Here is an 18,036-nt window from a genome sequence, read left to right as displayed (position 1 = left end):
GTGGAGGTCAGTCCTCGCCGAGGAGCCGCTTTACGTCCGCCTGGAGGAAGGACTGGGAGAGCAGCCGGATCGCCTCGGCCCCCCGGCTCAAGGTCCTGGCGGCCTGGCGCCGGCTGGCCCGGCTCGGGCTCAGGCGCATGGCGAGGGTGAGCCTGTCGAGCAGTTCGACCTGGCGGGAGACGCCCTGGCGAACCTGGCGGATGTGCCGGGGTTCGAGACCCTCCGCGAGCAGCACCCCGCACTGGCGGGCCACGGCCACGTCCCCGGTGGTGAACTGGTGGGGGCCCTCGGTGTTGAGCGGGGCCAGCAGGCCGTGGTCGAGGAGTTGGCGAACCTGGGCGGGGGTCAGGTCGGACCGTCGGGCCAGTTCGTTCAGGCTGAATGTCTCGTCGGCGATCTCCGGGACCGGTAGCGGCTCCTCGGGTTCCACCCCGCCGCCCGGTATCTCGCCCCTCTCGAGCCGGGTCAGCTGCGACTTGATGACCTTGAGGGGAAGGAAGTGGTCGCGCTGCTGGCGAAGGATGAAGCGGAGCCGGTCGACGTCGGACTGGCGGAAATGCCGGTATCCGGACGGCGACCGGGCCGGATGGACGAGGCCGTTGGTCTCGAGGAATCGGATCTTGGAGGTGGTCACGTCGGGGAACTCGTCGTTGAGCAGCTCCCGGACCCGGCCGATGGTGAGGGTCGGAGAATCGGTCATCGTCCCCGGGCCAGCAGGAGCCGGAACATCCCGATCATCAGCTCGTCGCCGGGAAGGATGGTTGTGCTCTCAGCGCGCCTGCCGTTCACGTAGGTCCCGTTGGTGGATCCCAGATCGGTGAGGGTCATTCCCGTGTCATCGAGCGTTAGCAGGCAATGGCTCCGGGAGACGGTGATGTGGTCGAGGGCGATGTCGTTGTACGGATGGCGCCCGATCCGGGTGTCGCCGGACGGTACCCGCCATGACCGTCCGGCCTGCTGGCCGCTTCGCACTATCAGCTTGTAGGACGGGCCGCCCTCCTCCGACCCGGGCCGGCCGGTCCCGATGGGGTTCCCCTCGTCATCGAAGAGATCGAGGACCTCGGTAACGTCCCCCGGAGAGGTGGCATCCTCACCGGGCTGGCGACCGGTCACGTCCGGCGCCGGGTGCGAGTCATCCATACCGCGAGTGTAGTTGTAGAGACCCACGACCGGGGACGCTTTCATTGGAGCTGTTTACAGGTGCTCAAATAGTCGGGCATTGTCGAGCAACGACTTCGCATCCGTGTCTCGTCATTAAAGTTTAGCTAGAACCTTTGGGTGGGTGACTCACCCCCGAGCACGGCGCAGATCGCCCAGATAGCGCCAGGTCACGATGAGGTACAGGATCAGGCCCAGCACACCGAGGATCGTGGCCACGACCTCCCAGAAGAGGGGCATGAAGCTGGTAGCGGTCAGGTAGTAGAAGGGCACCGCGAAGAAGATGAGGGCGGTGGCGGTCTTACCCATCCGCCGGACCGGCACCCGGATGTTGCGGCGTACCAGGTAATAGATGGTGGTGGGTCCGATGATCGCCTCCCGGACGAGCAGGGACCCCCCCAGCCACAGCGGGACCAGACCCGCCGCCATTCCGCCCACCACGCCTGCGAAGACCACTAGCCGGTCCGCCACCGGATCGAGCATCTTGCCGATCTCGGACACCTGGTCCAGACGACGGGCCAGCATGCCGTCGAGCAGGTCGGTCACCGATATCAATCCGAGGAGAACGGCGGCCAGGAACGGGCGGTCGAGACCCAGCAACACCCACAGGAAGACGGGCAGGGCCAGGATCCTCAGGACGGAGATCAGGTTGGGCACGGTCCAGAGTCCGGCATCCTGGGTAGCCGGCTGGTCGGTTGTTGCCTCGCTCACACCGGCACGTCCTCCCATCGGTAGCAAGCTACCAAATGGCCGGGGTTGGCCTCCTCGAGGGGTGGATGGTCGCTGGAGCGGCAGATGTCGGCGGCCATCGGACACCGATCGATGAAGCGGCACCTGGGTGGCGGGTCGATCGCCTTGGATATCCCGCCGCGGATGTCCGCGCCCTCCCGTTGGTGGGCGGGATCGGGAACCGGCACGGAAGCCAGCAATGCCCTTGTGTAGGGATGCTGCGGGTTGCTGAGGATTTGCTCCGTCTCCCCCATCTCCACGATCTTGCCGAGATACATGACCGCGATCCGGTCGCACATGTAGCGCGCCACCGCCAGGTCATGGGTTATGTACAGGTACGAGACGTCCAGTTGCTCAGCCAGCTTCAGCATCAGGTCCATGATCGAGATCCGGATCGAGACGTCGAGCATGGAGGTGGGTTCGTCGGCCACTACGAAGGCCGGATCGACCACCAATGCCCGGGCGATGGCGATCCGCTGCCTCTGCCCTCCCGACAGCTCGTGCGGGTAGCGGAACAGGAAGGTCGATGGCGGCGTCAGCCCTACCAGCTCCAGGAGCTGCATCGCCCGTTCCTCGCGTTCCCTCACGCTCCCGATGCGCTGCACGGTCAGGGGCTCCGCGATCGTGTCGTACACGGTGCGCCGCGGGTTGAGCGACTCGAACGGATCCTGGAAGATCATCTGCACCCGGCGCCGGAAGCGTCGCAGGTCATCCTTGTCGGTGATGCCGGCCATGTCGACCATCTCGCCGTCCGCCTCGATCATGATCCGTCCGGAGCCGGCCTCGAGCAGCTTCACCATCAGCTTCCCGGTGGTGCTCTTGCCGCAACCCGACTCCCCCACCAGGCCAAGGGTCTCGCCCGGGGCGATGTCGAAGCTGATCCCGTCCACCGCGTGGACGTATTCGGTTGCCCGGCTGAAGGCATTGCGGGCGATCGGGAACCGCTTGGTCAGGTTCTCGACCCTGACCAGTGGCCGCGTCATGCCTCTACACCCTTGCCTATCCGGACCGGGACGCTCGTCCAGTTCCAGCAGGCGACGCCATGGCCGGACTGTGGATCGATGACCTCCATGGCCGGGTTCTCCTCCCGGCACCGCTGGTCGGCATAAGGGCATCGGGGATGGAACCGGCATCCCGTGGGCGGATCGACCAGGTTGGGCGGCTCACCCTCGAGCGGCGCCAGCACGCGGCGGGGCCCGGTCACCGACGGGGTGGACCGCAGCAGCAGGTAGGTGTAGGGATGGCGGGGCCGGGAGAACACCTCCGCGGTCGGGCCCAGCTCCACGAGGCGGCCCGCGTACATCACGCCCATCGCCTCGGTCACCTCGGCGATGACCGCGATGTCGTGGGAGATGTAGATGATGCTCATTCCCAGTGCGGTCTGGACCTGCTTCAACTCCTGAAGGATCTGGTCCTGCACTATGACGTCGAGGGCGGTGGTCGGTTCGTCCGCGATGATTACCTGGGGATCGCACGATAGGGCCATCGCGATGATCGCCCGCTGCCGCATGCCCCCCGAGAACTCGTGCGGGTAACGATCCACCATCGCCCGGTTCAAGCCGACCAGGTCGAACAACTCGCCGACCCGGTCCCGGATCTGTTCCTCTGTCAGGTCGCCCCCGAAGTGGGTGACCATCGCCTCCCGGATCTGCTCGTAGACGGTGTACACGGGGTTCCATGCGTTCATGGCGCCCTGGAAGACCATGGCGATGTCCGACCAGCGGCGGCTTCTCATCTCGTCCTCGGTCATGTCGAGGAGGTCGATCCCGTTGAGACGTACAGATCCGCCTCGGAACTCGGCGTTCTCGGGTAACAACCGCAGGAGCGACATCGCGACCGAGGTCTTGCCACAACCGGACTCCCCCACCAGTCCCAGTGCCTCGCCCTTGCGCAGCTCGAAGCTGACCCCGTCGACCGCGGATACCCATCCGATGCTGGTCCTGTAATGCATGCTGAGGCTGTCCACCTCCAGGAGCGGGGCGGTTTCCGAGGTCCTGGCGACCCGATCCGCGGCCTCGGCCCGGGCGGAACGTAGGTAGCCCGCCATCCGGCCTGCCGCTTGCCCGCCCAGTGCTGCTCCTGAGGCGAATCCCAGAGCGCGCACGATGACCGTACCGATGGCCAATTCGCCCCCGACCGCGCCCCAGATGAGCTCGACGAAGAACATACCCAGCCCGGCCATCAGCCCGTGGGTGGGGAACCGATGACGGGCGGCCAGACCGGAAACGAGGGCGCCGAGGAATCCCGGCAGCAGCAAGGCCACCAGGATCACCAGGTACCCGGGCCGGTACTGGTCCTCCGCGGGGGTTATCCACGCTCCCAACCAAGAGTTGAGCAACGCGATGACGGCGACCCCGAGGACGATCGCCGGCAGGTTCAGCCGGGGCGGACGGGAGGCCGGGGTTGCGCTCATCCGTTCTCCCGCAGCACCGGTGTGCCTCCGGGATCGAGGCAGGCCGGGTACGCCATGGTCCTCGTGTCGGCCGCGGTCATCGTTTCCTCAGCCTGGGATTGACCACCTCGTCCATGGCCCGGCCGACCAGGAAGAACGCGGCGGCGAGGAGGGACACGCACAACCCGGCGGGGAACACCAGCCACCAGAAGCGCATGCCGGTGAGGAAGTAACCCTGGTTTCTGGCCAGTTCGATCATCAACCCCCAGCTCATGTCGATGTTGAGCAGGCCGAGGAAGGAGAGGATCGCCTCGGTCTGGATGGCGGCGGTGACGGTGAACATCATGTACAGGAAGCTGAGCGGCATCACGTTGGGTATCACGTGGACGGTTATGACACGGAACGTGGAGCCACCCGCCACCCGGGCGGCCTCGATGAAGGGCTTGACCTTCACCGCCAGGGCCTGCGACTTGAGGACGATGGCCACTCCGCCGAATCCCGACAGCACCCCGATCAGGATGGCCAGGTGCCACAGCTCGAAGCGAAACACCGAACTCATCACGATGAAGATGGCCAGCGCGGGGAGCATCAGCAACAGGTCGGCCAGCCGCATGAAGAACGAGTCGATCCAGCCACCCAGATAGGCGGCCACTGCGCCGACCGAGGTGGCGAAGAGGACGGTGACCAGGGCCGCCACCATTCCCAGCAGGAACGCTCCCTGGGCGCCCTTCATGAGTTGGGACAGGATGTCGCGCCCCAGCGGGTCGGTTCCGAGCCAGTGCCGGCCGTAGGGACCTGTGGGTTGCTCCCGGATCTCGGCGACGTCTCCGAGGAGCAGAGGAGATCCGTCAGGGTTCGAGTAGAGCAGCGCCTCGCGTATCGACATCTCCGTCGCCGGGTCCGCGACCTCGTTGACCACCGTCCTGTACAGGACCGGCGGGTTCGCCTCGTTCCCCACCACGGGGTGGTAGGTACCGGCATCCCACACTCCACCGAGCGTCACCCCTGCCACCACCAGCAGGGCGGCTGTGATTCCGACCGTGAGCGGGAGGGTGACCCTCCGCTCGTGGCGAAGGCGACCCAACAGCGGCCAGACCACCCAGGCCACGACCGGCCAGATCAGCAGGAACAGCGCGGCGCCGGAGTACCAGCGCATGCCGGACATCAGAACGGGATGTATGAGGGCCATCAGCGCGAAGAACAGGATGATGGCCAGACCCACGATGCCGACCCGGTTGGCTCGGAACAGGTTCCAGTTGTTGGTCACGCCGGCCCACACCAGGTTGGCCCGGATCCTCCACAGCGAACCCTTCGCGGCCACGGGGGTCGCCGGCCGGGCTTCGAGCAGATCCGTCATCGCACGGGTTCCGGCATCGTCACCCCCCCCGTCACCCTGATGCGGGGGTCGAGGAACACGTAGAGGATGTCCACCACCAGGTGCCCGACCATGGCCATGACGCCCACGAACGAGAAGGCGGCGATAGCCAGGTTCGTGTCCTGCCCGACCACCGACGTGAAGAGCAGCTCTCCCATGCCCGGCCACGAGTAGACGGTCTCGGTGATGATCCCCCCGTCGATGACGGTGGCCACCGCGATCACCAGGCTGGTGGTGACCGGGAGCAGGGCGGTGCGGGCGGCGTGGCGGTCGCGTACCGTCTTCTCCGCCAGGCCCTTGGCGCGGGCGGTCAGGATGAAGTCCTCGCGCATGGTCTCCAGCATGGAACTCCGGGTCAGGAGCATGATCCCGGCGAAGCTGATCAGCGTGATCGTGACAACCGGGAGGATCATGTGGTGCAGGATGTCCCCGGCGTACAGGCGCCGGGCCGACCCGAAGTCGCTGAGGTACCAGAACCAGAGCATCACCACGGCCAGCGCGCCGTAACCCACCCACACGGTCCTCCTCCGCAGGTCGGAGTCCCTGATGCGGCGGGACACTATCCACAGCGTGAGCGCGGCAATCCCGCTCACCAGCATCACCCCGAATATCACCATGAACACATGGTTGGAACTGAAGGGAGCGTCCACCCACTCCTGAGGGTCGAGGAACTTGTTTATCGGCACCACGTCGGCATAGAAGGCGAAGAACCAGATCAGCATCAGCGCGAACCAGGGGTAGAACACCGTGTAGAGGAACACGCTGCCGATGGTTATGGCATGCTCGCCCCTCCGGCCCCGCCTCCAGGCGATGAACTTACCGGCCACGAACCCGAGGATGTAGTAACTCACCAGCACCGTGAGGAACAGCACCAGGGTCCGCGGCAGTCGCTCCAGGATGATGTCGGAGACCGGCCGCGGGTACTGGAGGAAGGAGAACCCGAAGTCTCCGCGGAAGAAGTTCCACATGTAGCTGGTGTACTGCTCCCACAGCGGCTTGTCGAGACCGAGACGCTCGATGGCCAGCTGCGCCGCCTCCGGCGGGATGTTGGGATTGGTGGCGAACCGCTGCTTGACGGTATCGCCGGGCAGGGCGGTGAGAAGCAGGAAGGTGAGCGTCAGGAAGATGATGAACAGCACGAACATCTGCACGGTGCGCCGCGCAATGTATCGAATCATCTCATCGCAGCCTTCTCCTCGCTGCTCCCGTCTTGCTCCGGGCGGTCGGGCGAGGCGGTGGGACGGCCATCAGGCCTGTCCCACCGCTCTGTCCTCTGGCGATCGCTACTGTGCCAGGTTCACCGCTCCGGGCAGCCCTTGGAAGTTCTGCAAGCCGTCGAGAGTGGTGGTGCTGGGGAACTCCAAGGTGTTACGGAATGCCTCGAGTACGGGCGTCGTGAACAGGATCACGTACGGGACGTCCTGGGCGAGCACCGCGTCCATCTGGCGCACGATGGCGGCGGCCTCGTTGATGTCGGTCTCCGCCTTCAACCGATCCGCCATCGCATCGAACTCCGGGTTGGCGTAGCCGGGGATGTTGAACCCGCCGGCGGTGGCCGAGTCGGCGCGCGAGTCGAAGAAGTCGGCAACGTAGTCGGGGAAGATGGTGAGACCCCATCCGAGGATGTACATGTCCCAGTCCACCGGCCCGAACACCCTGTCCACGATCACCGAGAAGCCGGTGGGCTCCGCTGTCAGCGGTATCCCGAGGTCGTTGGCCCAGTCGGCGATGAACAGGCTGTAGGTGGCCCGCAGCGGGTCGTATCCGGGCCCGGGGGCCAGCAACTCGAGATTGCCGACCAGCGTGCCGTCCGGTCCCCGGAGGCCTTCACCCTTCGGGATCACGTCCCGGTTGTCGGCATTCCACTGGGGCTCGACATCCCAGGTCCACCCGGCGTCCTTCAGGATCTGGACGGCCGAATTGACCCGCTCCTCCTGGCTCTGGCCCGCGCACCAGGCATCCAGTTCCGGGTTGGCCCAGAAGGCGTTGCCGGGAGGCACCATGGAGTTCAGCGGGATGGCCACACCCTGGAGGACGTTGGTGGCCATGAACTCCTTGTCGATCATGCACGCCATCGCCTGGCGGAAAGCCACGTCCGAACCGGGGAAACTCCGGGTGTTGAAGGCCAGGTAGCGGAAGCCGTTGGAAGCGTTGGCGATCACGTCGAGGTCACCCGCTTCCAGGACCGTGGACTGGAGACCGCGCTGGAGACCCAGCGGGTTGAGCAGGAAGTCCACCTCCCCGTCGCGCAGGGCCAGGACCGCCGCATCCTGGGTGTCGTACACCGAGTAGATGGCGTCGCCCGCGTGAGGCCCGCCGACCGAGTCGGCGATGACGTCTCCGGACGTGTCGCCCACCTGCCAGCTCACGTCACCCGAGAAGGTGACGCCGCCGGACGAGTAACTGGTGGTCTGCGCTCCCTGGTCGTTCGCGTTCGCGTTCGCCACGCTCCGGGCGAAGGCGCCGGGCTCGCGCCGGTCGAAGACCATGCTCCCGCCCGATAGCGCACCCTCGCCGGACACGGCGTAGAGCTCGCCGGCGTCGCCGGAAGCGGCCACGTGTGAGCCCCAGTGAGCCTCGGAGAAGACCGCGGCCTGGGCCGCGCCGAACTGCCACTGGGCCAGGCCCGGCTGGGAACTCCACGTGTACCGGACGGTATAGTCGTCGAGCGCATCGACGGAGATCAGGCCCTCGGCCCCTTCGTTCTCCTCTGTGGCCGGGTCGTCCTCCCGTGCCAGCGGCAGCAGGGAGAACCAGTTGCCGCCCATCTGGAGACCCTTGACCGCGTTGAAGGTGAAGGCCACGTCGTTGGCGGTGATCGGTGAGCCGTCGCTCCAGACCAGACCCTGCCTCATGTTCACGTCGATCACCCAGTTGTCTCCGGAGGCGGCGCCCAGCGGGGGTTCGACGTCGGCCGCGAGATTCGGCACCACCGTGTAACTCGGGAACGTCGATCCGTACAGGGTCGGGATCGCCGGTGACAGCACGTACTGGTTCCACACGTCCGCCTCCGTGTCGAGGTAGGCCCACGGGTTGTCGGTGGTCGGGTCGCTGAAGATGGCCAGCTTGTAGGTGAACGGACCGGCTTCCGGCATCGCCTCTGGTGCGGTCGTGGTAGTCGCCGCGGCTTGCTCCGCCGCGGCTGCCTCGGCCGCCTCCATGGCCTCCTCGGCTGCCATCTCGGCTTCCTCCAGGGCTGCCTCGGCGTCGGCGAGCGCTGCGGCTAGTTCGGCCTGGGCGGCATCGTCGCCCTCCATGGCCTCGGCCGCGGCCGCCTGGGCGGCTTCGAGATCGGCCTGTGCCTGGGATAGCGCAGCCTCGGCTGCGTCTGCCTCTGCCTGTGCCGCGTCTGCCTGTGCCTGTGCCGCAGCTGCTGCCTCCGCCTGAGCCTGAGCCTGTGCGGCGGCTGCTTCGTCCGTTTCGTCGTCTGCCCCGCATGCTGTGGCGAGCAGGGCCAGAACGGCCGCGACCGCCAGCCATCGTAGGTATGTACGCATCGATGGTGCCCTCATGGAATCCTCCCTGGTTATGGGCCCGTCTGCTTCAGTACAGATTCCACAAGTCTATCTTGATGGCCGCGGATAGTCGGTCAGAAAGCCGGGTTACTTTTTCATTGAACCGCGCCGGTCCGGGGCAGTAGACCGGTAAAGGATGGAAGGTCGGTAAGCCCTCTATGGGCGCCGTTCGCACACGTCGGTTTCGCCGGATCGATTCCAATTGAGTACGTCAATATTTCCGGGTTCTGCGATTGGATCGCCAGATTCCCTAGAAGACTTGAATAGTTGGGAGATAGCGGAGACACGGATGTACGTTGTCTAAATCCACCCTGGAGGAGGCTACTCGGCCACGTTCACCGATCCGGGGAGCCCTGAGAACCCTTGCAAGCCGTTCAGCACGGTCGTGGAAGGATAGGCAAGCGTGTTGCGATAAGCCTCCAGGATGGGGGTGTCGAAGAGGACAATGTAGGGCACGTCGCGAGCGATGATGCCGTCCATTCTCCTGGCGATGCCGGCGGCTTCCTCCAGGTCGGTAGACGACTTCAGATCCTGTGCCAGCCGGTCGTAGTCGGGATTCGAATAGCCGGGAAGGTTGAACCCTCCGGTCGTGGCCGAATCGGCCCTGGTCTCGAAGAAGTCGGCCAGGTGGTCGGGAAAGATGGTGGTGGACCATCCGAGCATGTACATGTCCCAGTCGACCGGACCGAACACTCTGTCCACGATCACCGAGAACCCGGTCGGCTGCGCCCGCAAGGGGACGCCCAGGTCGTTCGCCCAATCGGCGATGAACAGGCTGTAGGTAGCCCGCAGCGGGTCGTATCCCGGACCCGGCGCCAGCAGTTCCATGGGTTCCAACTCCGTGCCATCCGGACCGCGCAATCCTTCACCCCGAGGTATAACGTCCTGGTTGTCCGCGTCCCACCGCGGCTCCACTTCCCAGGTCCACCCCGCGTCCTTGAGGATCTGAACGGCCATGCCGACACGTTCCTCCATGCTCAACCCGCCGCACCAGACGAACACGTCCGGGTTGGCCCAGTAGGTGTTGCCGGGCGGGATCAACGAGTTGAGCGGCGTCGCCACGCCCTGGAGAACGTTGGTGGCCATGAAGTCCTTGTCGATGATGCAGGCGATGGCCTGCCGGAAGGAGGGCTCGGATCCGGGGAAACGGCGGGTGTTGAACGCCACGTAGCGGAAGCCGTTGGGTGAATTGGCGATCACTTCGAGGTCGCCCGCCTCGATGACGGTGGACTGCAGGCCGCGCTGGAGGCCGAGCGGGTTGAGCATGAAGTCCACCTCGCCGTCCCGCAGGGCGAGGACCGCAGCATCCTGGGTGTCGTAGACCGAGTAGATGGCGGCGGCGGCGTGGGGACCTTCGGCCCACCGCGCCAGTACCTCTCCTGACGTGTCCCCCACTTCCCAGGAGGCCGCGCCTTCACTGGTGGCGCCTCCGGTCGAGTAACTGGTCACGACGTCGCCCCTGCCGAACACGCCATGATTGGCCTCGGTCCGGACGAAGGCGCCCGGCTCCCGGCGGTCGTAGATCATCGACCCGCCCGAGGGCGCCGCTATTCCCGATACGGCGTAGAGATCGGCGGGCTCATCGGCGGCCTCGACGTGCGGGCCCCAGAACGACTCCGGGAAGATCGGGGACTGGGCCGCTCCGAACTGCCACTGCGCCAGCCCGGGCCGGGCGCTCCAGGTGTAACGCACCGTGCGGTCGTCCAGCGCCTCCACCGAGATCAGGCCGTCGTAGGTGTCGTCCTCCTCGGTCTGGGGATCGTCCGGGCGGGCCATGGGAAGGGCGGCGAGCCAGTTGCCACCCATCTCCAGGTCCTTCACGGCGTTGAACGTGAAGGCGACGTCGTGGGCTGTGATCGGTGTTCTGTCGCTCCATTCGGCCCCGGGGCGCATGGTCACATCGATCACCCAGCGGTCGCCGTCAGCGGCGCCTTGCGGGGGCTCTGCATCCGCAGCCAGAACGGGAATGATGGTGAAGGTCGGGAAGGCGGACCCGTACAGGGACGGGAGGGTGCCGGCCAGGGTGTACTGGTTCCACACGTCCGGCTCCGTGTCGAAGTAGGCCCACGGATTGTCGGTGGTCGGGTTGCTGAAGATGGCGACCTCGTAGGTGAAGCCGGCCGACGGCGCGGCGCGTCCGGTGACGCGGATGTCTCCCCGGCTCCCGTGGAAGGAGGGGCGGATGTCGACGTGGTCTGGCCATCCGTGGTTGGCGCCCGGGTGGCCGCCGGAGTCGTAGCGGCCGTATCACCCGGACCACCCGGGCCCCCGCACCCGTGAGCAGCCATCGCCAGCAGCACCGCCGCTATCGCCGGCCGCGTGGATGCTTGGAACTTCCCCCTGACCGGCATGGCCCTGGTCTCCCCTTTCGGCGTCGGGTGGGAGGCTAGTTGGGATGGCGGTGTGGCTTGGCCTAGGCAGCGCCGGGGCGCCGACGACCGCCAATGACACGCGTGGCTGTTTCGTTGACAGACAACGCGCCCATAAAGCCGGGAGGCCGGGTGATACACTCTGCGAAGACGGGCTGTGGCGCAGCTTGGTAGCGCGCTTGACTGGGGGTCAAGAGGTCGTGGGTTCAAATCCCGCCAGCCCGACCATCCGTTTCCGCTCTTAGAAGACCCACCGGTAGAGGGCGATCACTCCCTCGACCAGACGCCAGCCCAGGTACAGCGCTGCCAGCGCCACCATCAGCTTGAAGCTGAGCGGCGAGCCGGGGGGACGGCGGTCCGGGTCGGGGCCGGTCGGACTGGTCATCGTCCGCCGCGCCCACCTCCCCGCCGCACCACTATCCGAACCGGCGTGCCCGTGAAGTCGTAGGCCTGGCGGAGCCGCCTCTCGATGAATCGCAGGTAAGGGCGGTCGAGCTTTCCCTTGACGAACAGGGCGATGGTGGGAGGGGCCGACCGGGATTGCGCGGCGAAGAGGATCCTGGGGCGCCGGTCTCTCCTCACGGGAGGAGGGTGCTCGGCCGCCATCTCGGTGATGAGCCGGTTGAGAACGCCGGTCGGAATACGGCGGGATCGGTTCTCGAGCACAGTCTCGAGCGCTGGACCCAGCCGGTGCAGGCGCGCCCCGGTGAGGGCCGAGATGCGGAGAACCGGGGCCCAGCCGGCGAAACCCAGCCTGGCGCCCAACTCGTACGTGGTCTGCTCCCGCTGCTCGAGGTCGGCCGCGTCCCACTTGTTGGCCAGGATCACCAACGCCGCGCCCGAGTCTGCGGCCAGGCGGGTTATTCGCTGGTCCTGGTGGGTGACACCGTCTGTCGCGTCCACCATCAGGAGGGCGGCGTGAGCGCGCCGTAGCACCTCCCGCGCCCTCAGCACCGAGAAGAACTCGACGTCCTCCGACATCTTCGGCTTGCGGCGCATGCCGGCGGTGTCGATGAGCCGGTAGGCGGCACCGTCCAGTTCGACCATCACGTCGATCGGGTCCCGGGTGGTGCCGGGTACGGGCGAGACCAGCACGCGCTCATCCCCGACCAGCCGGTTGAGCAGGGTGGACTTCCCCACGTTGGGGCGTCCGATCACCGCCACGTCGGGCATGGGGTCCTCGATGAGGTCGCCGTCCGGAGGGTCCGGTAGGCGCCGGACCAGGACGTCCAGCAGGTCGGCCACTCCATAGCCGTGGATGGCCGACACCGGCATGGGTTCACCCAGGCCCAGTCGGGTGAAGGCCGCGGACTCCCTGGACAGGGCGTCGTTGTCGGCCTTGTTGGCCACCATCACCACACGACCGGTCTCGGGTCGCAGCAGCCGGGCTACCGCTGCGTCGTCGGAAGTGATTTCCCCATGGGCGTCGACCACGAACAGGATCAGATCGGCGGCGGAAATGGCCATCTCGGCCTGGAGGCAGATGTCCTCGATCAGATCGGCGTCCTTGCCCTGCTGCCACCCGCCGGTGTCGACCACCGTGAAGCTCCGGCCGTTCCATTCGGCCGGGAACTCGCGCCGGTCCCGGGTGACCCCCGGCTTTTCCTGCACTACCGCCGCTCGGCGGCCCACGATGCGGTTGGCCAGGGTCGACTTTCCAACGTTCGGTCGGCCCACGATGGCGACGAGAGGTTTGGGAGGGGACAAGAGGAACCGCCGTGCGTCTTGTGGATGCCGGCTATGAATGTGCACCCGGGTCGCGGATTCTAGCCCCGGGGCCGGGGCCGTCCTTAAGCGGGGTGGCCGGCGGGCTCGATGCCCCGACCGCGGCAGAGGTCCAGCACCCGGGCTATGACCTGGTCGGCGGTGAGGGCGCCGGTGTCGATGGCCACCGCGTCCTGCGCCGGGGCAAGAGGGGACGTGGCCCGAGTCGAGTCGAGCCGGTCCCGCCTCCCCAGTTGCGTGGCGACTTCCGGGAGCCTGGTCGAGGTCTGTCCGGCCCTGCGGCGAGCCCTCACGTCGGGCGGGGCGTCGAGATAGACCTTGACGGCTGCGCCCGGGAAGACGACGGTTCCGATGTCGCGCCCCTCGACGACCGCTCGACCCCCCCGTACCGCCACCCAGGCCCGCTGGCGCTCCACGAGCACCAGCCGGAGACCCGGAAGCCGCGCCAGGCGGGACGACGCGGCGGTGATGCTCTCCGTGCGGATGGCTGTGCTGACGTCGACGCCTTCGACGAGCATGACGCCGTCCCGATAGTCGAGATCGGCGCCGGACAGCACCGCCGCGACCGCGGCCTCGTCGTCCGGATCGGTCCGGTGGAGTCTCACCAGCAGGGCTGCGGCCCGGTAGAAGGCACCGGTGTCGAGGCTCTGGTAGCCGAGTGCCCGCGCCACCCCCCGAGAGACCGTGGTCTTGCCGACCCCTCCGGGCCCGTCGATGGCTACCACCAACTCCGCGGCAACGTTCACAGGCACTCGAGCATCTCGAAGAACCCGGGCCACGTCTTGGCCACGCAGTCAGGGTCCTCGATGACGATTCCGGGCCGGACCAGGCCCGCTATCGCGAAGGACATGGCCATCCGGTGGTCATCGTAGGTGCGGATACACGCCGGGCGGGGCGGACCGGGATGGATCTCGATCCAGTCGGCCCCCGTCTCCACCCGGGCGCCCAGCCTGGTGAGCTCGGCCTCGAGGGCGGCCAGCCGGTCGGTCTCCTTCACACGGAGGTTGGCGATGTTGGTGAACCGTGTGGAGGAGCGCGCGAACGTGGCGACCACCGCCAGGCCAAGTGCCGCATCCGGGCAATGGTTGAGGTCGGCGTCCACGCCCTCCAGGCGCGGAGGGCCGGTCACCGCGATCCCCCGGCCGGGGGTGGTCACCACCGATCCCATACCTTCCAGCACGCCCAGGGCGGCCATGTCGGCCTGGGTACTGCGGGGGTGGATGCCGGCCACCGTGATGGTGGCGCCGGTGACGGCGGCCGCGGCCCACGGGTAGACGGCGGCGGAGGCGTCGGCCTCCACCTCGAACGAGGTCGGCCGGTAGCCGGTCGGAGCGACGGTGATCGTGTCGGGGTCGATCCAGCGGGCATCGGCCCCGAAGGAGGCCATGACCTCCAACGTCGTGGTCAGGTAGGGGCGGGACACCGTCCCCTCGGACAGCCGGATCGTCACGGTCCGCGCCGCTCGCGGCGAGCTGAGCAGCACGGCCGAGATGAACTGGCTGGAGACGGTCCCGTCGATCGTGATCCGGCCGCCCCGGATACCCCCTCCGGATGTCCGGACCGGCGGGTACGAGCCGTCCCGGTCGGCGTCGATTTCCACCCCGAGACCCCGGAGCGCCGCCACGAGGGGCCCGATGGGTCGCTCCCGCATCCGGGCGGTCCCGTCGATGACGCTCGGACCGCCGGCGAGCGCCGCGGCGGCGGTGATGAAGCGGGCGGTCGTTCCGGAGGCTCGCGCGTCGAGGCGCCCTCCGCCCCGTAGCACGCCGTCGGATCTCACTACCAACCCGTCACCGGTTTCCGAGACATGGACACCCAGATTCCGGAGGCATCCGATCATGGCGGCGGTGTCGTCGCTCCGGAGCGGGTTGGCGAGGCGGGACTCACCCGCGGCGAGGGCGGCGGCTATCAGGGCTCGGTTGGTGATGCTCTTGGAGCCCGGCGGCCTGACCGTGCGGTCGGCAACCGTTCGAGGCCTCACTTCATAGGTGTTCATCCGGGCGTCCCGCCGTGATGGACCCGTAGTCCCTTGCTTGCCCGATGGAACGCCCGCACCTCGTTCACGTCGAGGTTCCGCCAATCCCCGGGCTTGAGCGCCCGGTCGCGCAGGGGGCCGATAGCCACCCTGTGGAGGCGCACCACCGGATAACCGGCCGCCGCGCACAGGCGGCGAACCTCTCGGTTGCGTCCTTCGGCCATGATCAACTCGAGATGGGAGCGTCCTCCTGCCGCACCGATCCTACGCACCGCCACCGGCACGGCCGGGCCGTCCTCCAGCTCGACGCCCCGGCGGAGCCGGGTCAGGTCGGCCGGGGATGGACTCCCCCGAACCAGCACCTCGTAGGTCTTGGTGATGCCTGAGCGCGGATGGGCGACGAGGTTGGCGAAGGAGCCGTCGTTGGTCAGGAGCAGCAGCCCGGTCGAGTCCGCATCGAGGCGTCCGACGGGGTACACCATGGGATGGGAGGGCACCAGGTCGACCACCGGCGTCCGGCCGTGGGGGTCGCTGGTGGTGCTGATCACCCCCAACGGCTTGTGCAGCAGGTAGTAGACCAGATCGGGATCGACCGGGAGCGGGACCCCGTCGACCACCACCTCGGCCCGGCCGGGATCCACCCTCTGGCCGGGGACGGCGGTCTGCCCGTCCACGCGTACCCGACCGTCCAGGATCATCGAATCGGCTACCCGGCGGGAGGCCAGACCGCTCCTGGCGATCACCTTCTGAAGGCGTTCAGCCCTCGGTGGTCGGGAGCTCACCGGAACGGGTCGGCGGGCGGTCCAGCGCCTCCGCCATCTCGGGCGCGGGCATGTGGTCGGTGAGGGGCGGCAGATCGGCCAGGGACGCCATGCCCAGGGCTTCGAGGAGGCGTCCCGTGGTGCCGTAGATGGCGGGATTGCCGGGGGTGGAGAGCCGGCCCTCCTCGGCGACCAGGCCGCGGCGTACCAGGGTCCGGAGGGCGGAGGCGGAGTCAACCCCGCGCAGCTCGGAGATCTGGCCGCGCGTGACAGGTTGGCGGTACGCCACCACGGCCAGCACCTCGAGGGCGGCCGGCGACAGCCGGGCCCCGTCGTCGGTGGTGGCGAAACGCTCAAGGTAAGGCAGTGCCTCCGGTTTGGTGTAGAGGCGCCACCCGCCCGCCACGTGGCGGAGCGCGATACCGCGGTCATCGGCCTCCAACTCGCGCGCCCAGTTGTTCAAAACGTCCCTGACCGTGGTGAGCGGTGTCTCCAGGACCTGGGCCAGCTCGGACTCCGGAACGGGATGCTCGGCGACGAAGAGGATCGCTTCGAGGGCGGCGGGAGTGTTCACAGGCCGACCCGGCCACCGGCGGGGCTGCCTTCGGAGTGACGGACCGAGATGTCCTCCGGATCCTCCTGGGATACGGATACCAATCCCCATCGGGCCAGTTCCAGGATCGCCAGGAAGTAGGCCGCCACCTCCGCCCTGCTCGAGCAGTGAGCCACCAGCCGCTCGAAGGTGGACTCCAGCTCCGCGGCCACCCTCCTCCGGATGGCGGCGATGGCCTCCTCAACCGACGGGAGATCGAGATCGAAGTGGTCCATCGGGATTTCAACCTCGGCGCGTACTTCCTCGTCCAGCGAGGTCATGATCTCGGCCAGCGCGGCCGGTGTCACCCCTTCCGGTAGGGCCGGCGGGTGCCGGGTGCCGAGATCCTGGTCGATGCCGACGGAGCGGCCCACGTACTGCGCACCCTGCCTCAAGCGCTCACGGAGGACTGTCGCGACTCCCTGGTAGGTCAGGAAGCCGAGCAGGCGGGCCAGCAGCCGGTCCCGCTGGTCGAGCAGGTCCATCTCGTCCTCGAGATCCAACTGGTCGGGCTCCGGCAACAGGAAACGGGCCTTGAGGTGGATGAGCATCGCCGCCATCAGTACGAAACCGGAGGCCAGTTCGAGGTTGACCTCCTTCTCCTCGATGGAGGCCAGGTAGTCCTCTATGACGCGGGAGATGTTGACCTCCATGATGTCGACATGGCGGCGGCTGACCAACTTGAGGAGCAGCTCGAGAGGACCTACGAAGACGGGAGTCTCCACCTCGTAGGTCATACCGGCACGCCTCGACTCGTCATACGCTGATGGTAGGCGCCGGTCTCGCGGAAACCGAGGAACACCGATCCGGTGGGGCGATGAGTTCTCAACTCCCTCCCGGCACGGCGCGATCGGCCGCCTGGAGCAGTTGCCAGTCCTCGCGAGAGATCTCCTGGGGGCGGTCGCGGTGGTGATGGAGCGCGAACGCGACCACCAGCGGATCGGCGCCCGCCCGATCCAGCTCCAGTGCGGCGATCCGGCCATGGTCCAGGTAGTCGACGAATCTGGCCGAGCCCCCGATGCCGAGCCGGCCCAGGACGGTCGCCACGGACCGTCCCATCGGTCCCAGCCGGGAGTGGCGCTTTCCCACGTCGTGCAGCAGCGCCGCCCGAACCAGGTCGGTCCGGCCGGGCCGGGCTGACCGGACCAGCCGAGCCGCGGCCAACCCGTGGCGCTGATCGGCCCGTGGCTGGTCCCAATACATCGACCGTTCCGCATCGGTCGTCAACAACGTCGCCACCTCGGTCTGCTCCCGCGGTCTCAGCGGCCGGGCGAGAATGACGTCGAGCAGGCGGCCCGCCAGGTGGAGGGGGCGCATCCTCGGTCCCTTCACACGTGGCGTTCCGGGTCGCGAGACATCCCGGAGGGTGCGGAAGAAGACGGCGATGGTCGGCGCTTCACACTTCGACCGGGGGTTCCTTTACCGGCTGCAGAGCAACTGGACAC

The 18,036-nt window shown here is 67.5% G+C and carries 17 protein-coding genes and 1 tRNA gene; 1 reads left to right on the top strand and 17 read right to left on the bottom strand.

Translation table 11 applies throughout. The features are described from left to right. Nucleotides 1-7: 7 nt before the first annotated feature. From OXK16_08020 to OXK16_07980, 9 genes are all read right to left on the bottom strand, one after another. Nucleotides 8-700 (bottom strand): MerR family transcriptional regulator, encoded by a 693-nt coding sequence (locus OXK16_08020; GenBank protein MDE0375890.1) that lies wholly within the window; start codon nt 698-700, stop codon nt 8-10. Then, entirely contained in the window at nt 697-1,140 is a 444-nt protein-coding gene (locus tag OXK16_08015; protein ID MDE0375889.1) for an FHA domain-containing protein, read from the bottom strand. Before OXK16_08015 ends, OXK16_08020 begins: the two co-directional genes overlap by 4 nt. A 147-nt stretch (nt 1,141-1,287) precedes the next feature. Further along, the gene (locus tag OXK16_08010; protein MDE0375888.1) at nt 1,288-1,869 is read right to left on the bottom strand and encodes a CDP-alcohol phosphatidyltransferase family protein; all 582 of its coding nucleotides are present in this window, start codon (nt 1,867-1,869) and stop codon (nt 1,288-1,290) included. After that, the gene (locus OXK16_08005; protein MDE0375887.1) at nt 1,866-2,870 is read right to left on the bottom strand and encodes an ATP-binding cassette domain-containing protein; all 1,005 of its coding nucleotides are present in this window, start codon (nt 2,868-2,870) and stop codon (nt 1,866-1,868) included. Before OXK16_08005 ends, OXK16_08010 begins: the two co-directional genes overlap by 4 nt. After that, nucleotides 2,867-4,300 (bottom strand): ABC transporter ATP-binding protein, encoded by a 1,434-nt coding sequence (locus OXK16_08000; protein MDE0375886.1) that lies wholly within the window; start codon nt 4,298-4,300, stop codon nt 2,867-2,869. Before OXK16_08000 ends, OXK16_08005 begins: the two co-directional genes overlap by 4 nt. Before the next feature lie 76 nt (nt 4,301-4,376). Continuing rightward, on the bottom strand, nt 4,377-5,636 hold the full coding sequence (locus OXK16_07995; GenBank protein ID MDE0375885.1) for an ABC transporter permease: 1,260 nt from the start codon (nt 5,634-5,636) through the stop codon (nt 4,377-4,379). Beyond that, the gene (locus OXK16_07990) at nt 5,633-6,832 is read right to left on the bottom strand and encodes an ABC transporter permease (GenBank protein MDE0375884.1); all 1,200 of its coding nucleotides are present in this window, start codon (nt 6,830-6,832) and stop codon (nt 5,633-5,635) included. The genes OXK16_07995 and OXK16_07990 overlap by 4 nt, the downstream gene beginning before the upstream one ends. Nucleotides 6,833-6,937: 105 nt before the next feature. Next, complete coding sequence (locus OXK16_07985) at nt 6,938-9,166, bottom strand: ABC transporter substrate-binding protein (protein MDE0375883.1); 2,229 nt, start codon at nt 9,164-9,166, stop codon at nt 6,938-6,940. Between the two features lie 324 nt (nt 9,167-9,490). Then, nucleotides 9,491-11,209, bottom strand: a complete 1,719-nt coding sequence (locus tag OXK16_07980; protein MDE0375882.1) for an ABC transporter substrate-binding protein — start codon at nt 11,207-11,209, stop codon at nt 9,491-9,493. 480 nt (nt 11,210-11,689) lie between these two features. Here OXK16_07980 and OXK16_07975 point away from each other — a divergent pair. Continuing rightward, nucleotides 11,690-11,766 (top strand) — tRNA-Pro (locus OXK16_07975). Between the two features lie 13 nt (nt 11,767-11,779). Here the strand turns inward: OXK16_07975 and OXK16_07970 are convergent. The 8 genes from OXK16_07970 to OXK16_07935 all read right to left on the bottom strand — a co-directional run bounded on the left by OXK16_07970 (nt 11,780) and on the right by OXK16_07935 (nt 17,908). Next, a complete protein-coding gene (locus OXK16_07970; GenBank protein ID MDE0375881.1) occupies nt 11,780-11,923 on the bottom strand; it encodes a hypothetical protein in 144 nt (47 codons plus the stop codon). Beyond that, nucleotides 11,920-13,245: a ribosome biogenesis GTPase Der gene (der, locus tag OXK16_07965; GenBank protein MDE0375880.1), complete on the bottom strand. Its 1,326-nt coding sequence runs from the start codon at nt 13,243-13,245 to the stop codon at nt 11,920-11,922. The genes OXK16_07970 and der overlap by 4 nt, the downstream gene beginning before the upstream one ends. A gap of 83 nt (nt 13,246-13,328) precedes the next feature. Further along, on the bottom strand, nt 13,329-14,009 hold the full coding sequence (gene cmk / locus OXK16_07960) for a (d)CMP kinase (protein ID MDE0375879.1): 681 nt from the start codon (nt 14,007-14,009) through the stop codon (nt 13,329-13,331). Further along, nucleotides 14,006-15,259: a 3-phosphoshikimate 1-carboxyvinyltransferase gene (aroA, locus tag OXK16_07955; GenBank protein MDE0375878.1), complete on the bottom strand. Its 1,254-nt coding sequence runs from the start codon at nt 15,257-15,259 to the stop codon at nt 14,006-14,008. Before aroA ends, cmk begins: the two co-directional genes overlap by 4 nt. Beyond that, nucleotides 15,256-16,020: a pseudouridine synthase gene (locus OXK16_07950; protein ID MDE0375877.1), complete on the bottom strand. Its 765-nt coding sequence runs from the start codon at nt 16,018-16,020 to the stop codon at nt 15,256-15,258. The genes aroA and OXK16_07950 overlap by 4 nt, the downstream gene beginning before the upstream one ends. Then, entirely contained in the window at nt 15,995-16,573 is a 579-nt protein-coding gene (gene scpB, locus OXK16_07945; protein ID MDE0375876.1) for an SMC-Scp complex subunit ScpB, read from the bottom strand. The genes OXK16_07950 and scpB overlap by 26 nt, the downstream gene beginning before the upstream one ends. Continuing rightward, nucleotides 16,570-17,328 carry a segregation/condensation protein A gene (locus OXK16_07940; GenBank protein MDE0375875.1) on the bottom strand — a complete coding sequence of 253 codons (759 nt, stop codon included), beginning with the start codon at nt 17,326-17,328 and terminating at the stop codon, nt 16,570-16,572. The genes scpB and OXK16_07940 overlap by 4 nt, the downstream gene beginning before the upstream one ends. Nucleotides 17,329-17,416: 88 nt before the next feature. Beyond that, on the bottom strand, nt 17,417-17,908 hold the full coding sequence (locus OXK16_07935; protein ID MDE0375874.1) for an HD domain-containing protein: 492 nt from the start codon (nt 17,906-17,908) through the stop codon (nt 17,417-17,419). Nucleotides 17,909-18,036: the final 128 nt, after the last annotated feature.

This window comes from bacterium (assembly GCA_028821235.1).
GTDB lineage: Bacteria > Actinomycetota > Acidimicrobiia > Spongiisociales > Spongiisociaceae > Spongiisocius.
This window is presented reverse-complemented; position numbering and strand designations above follow the sequence as displayed.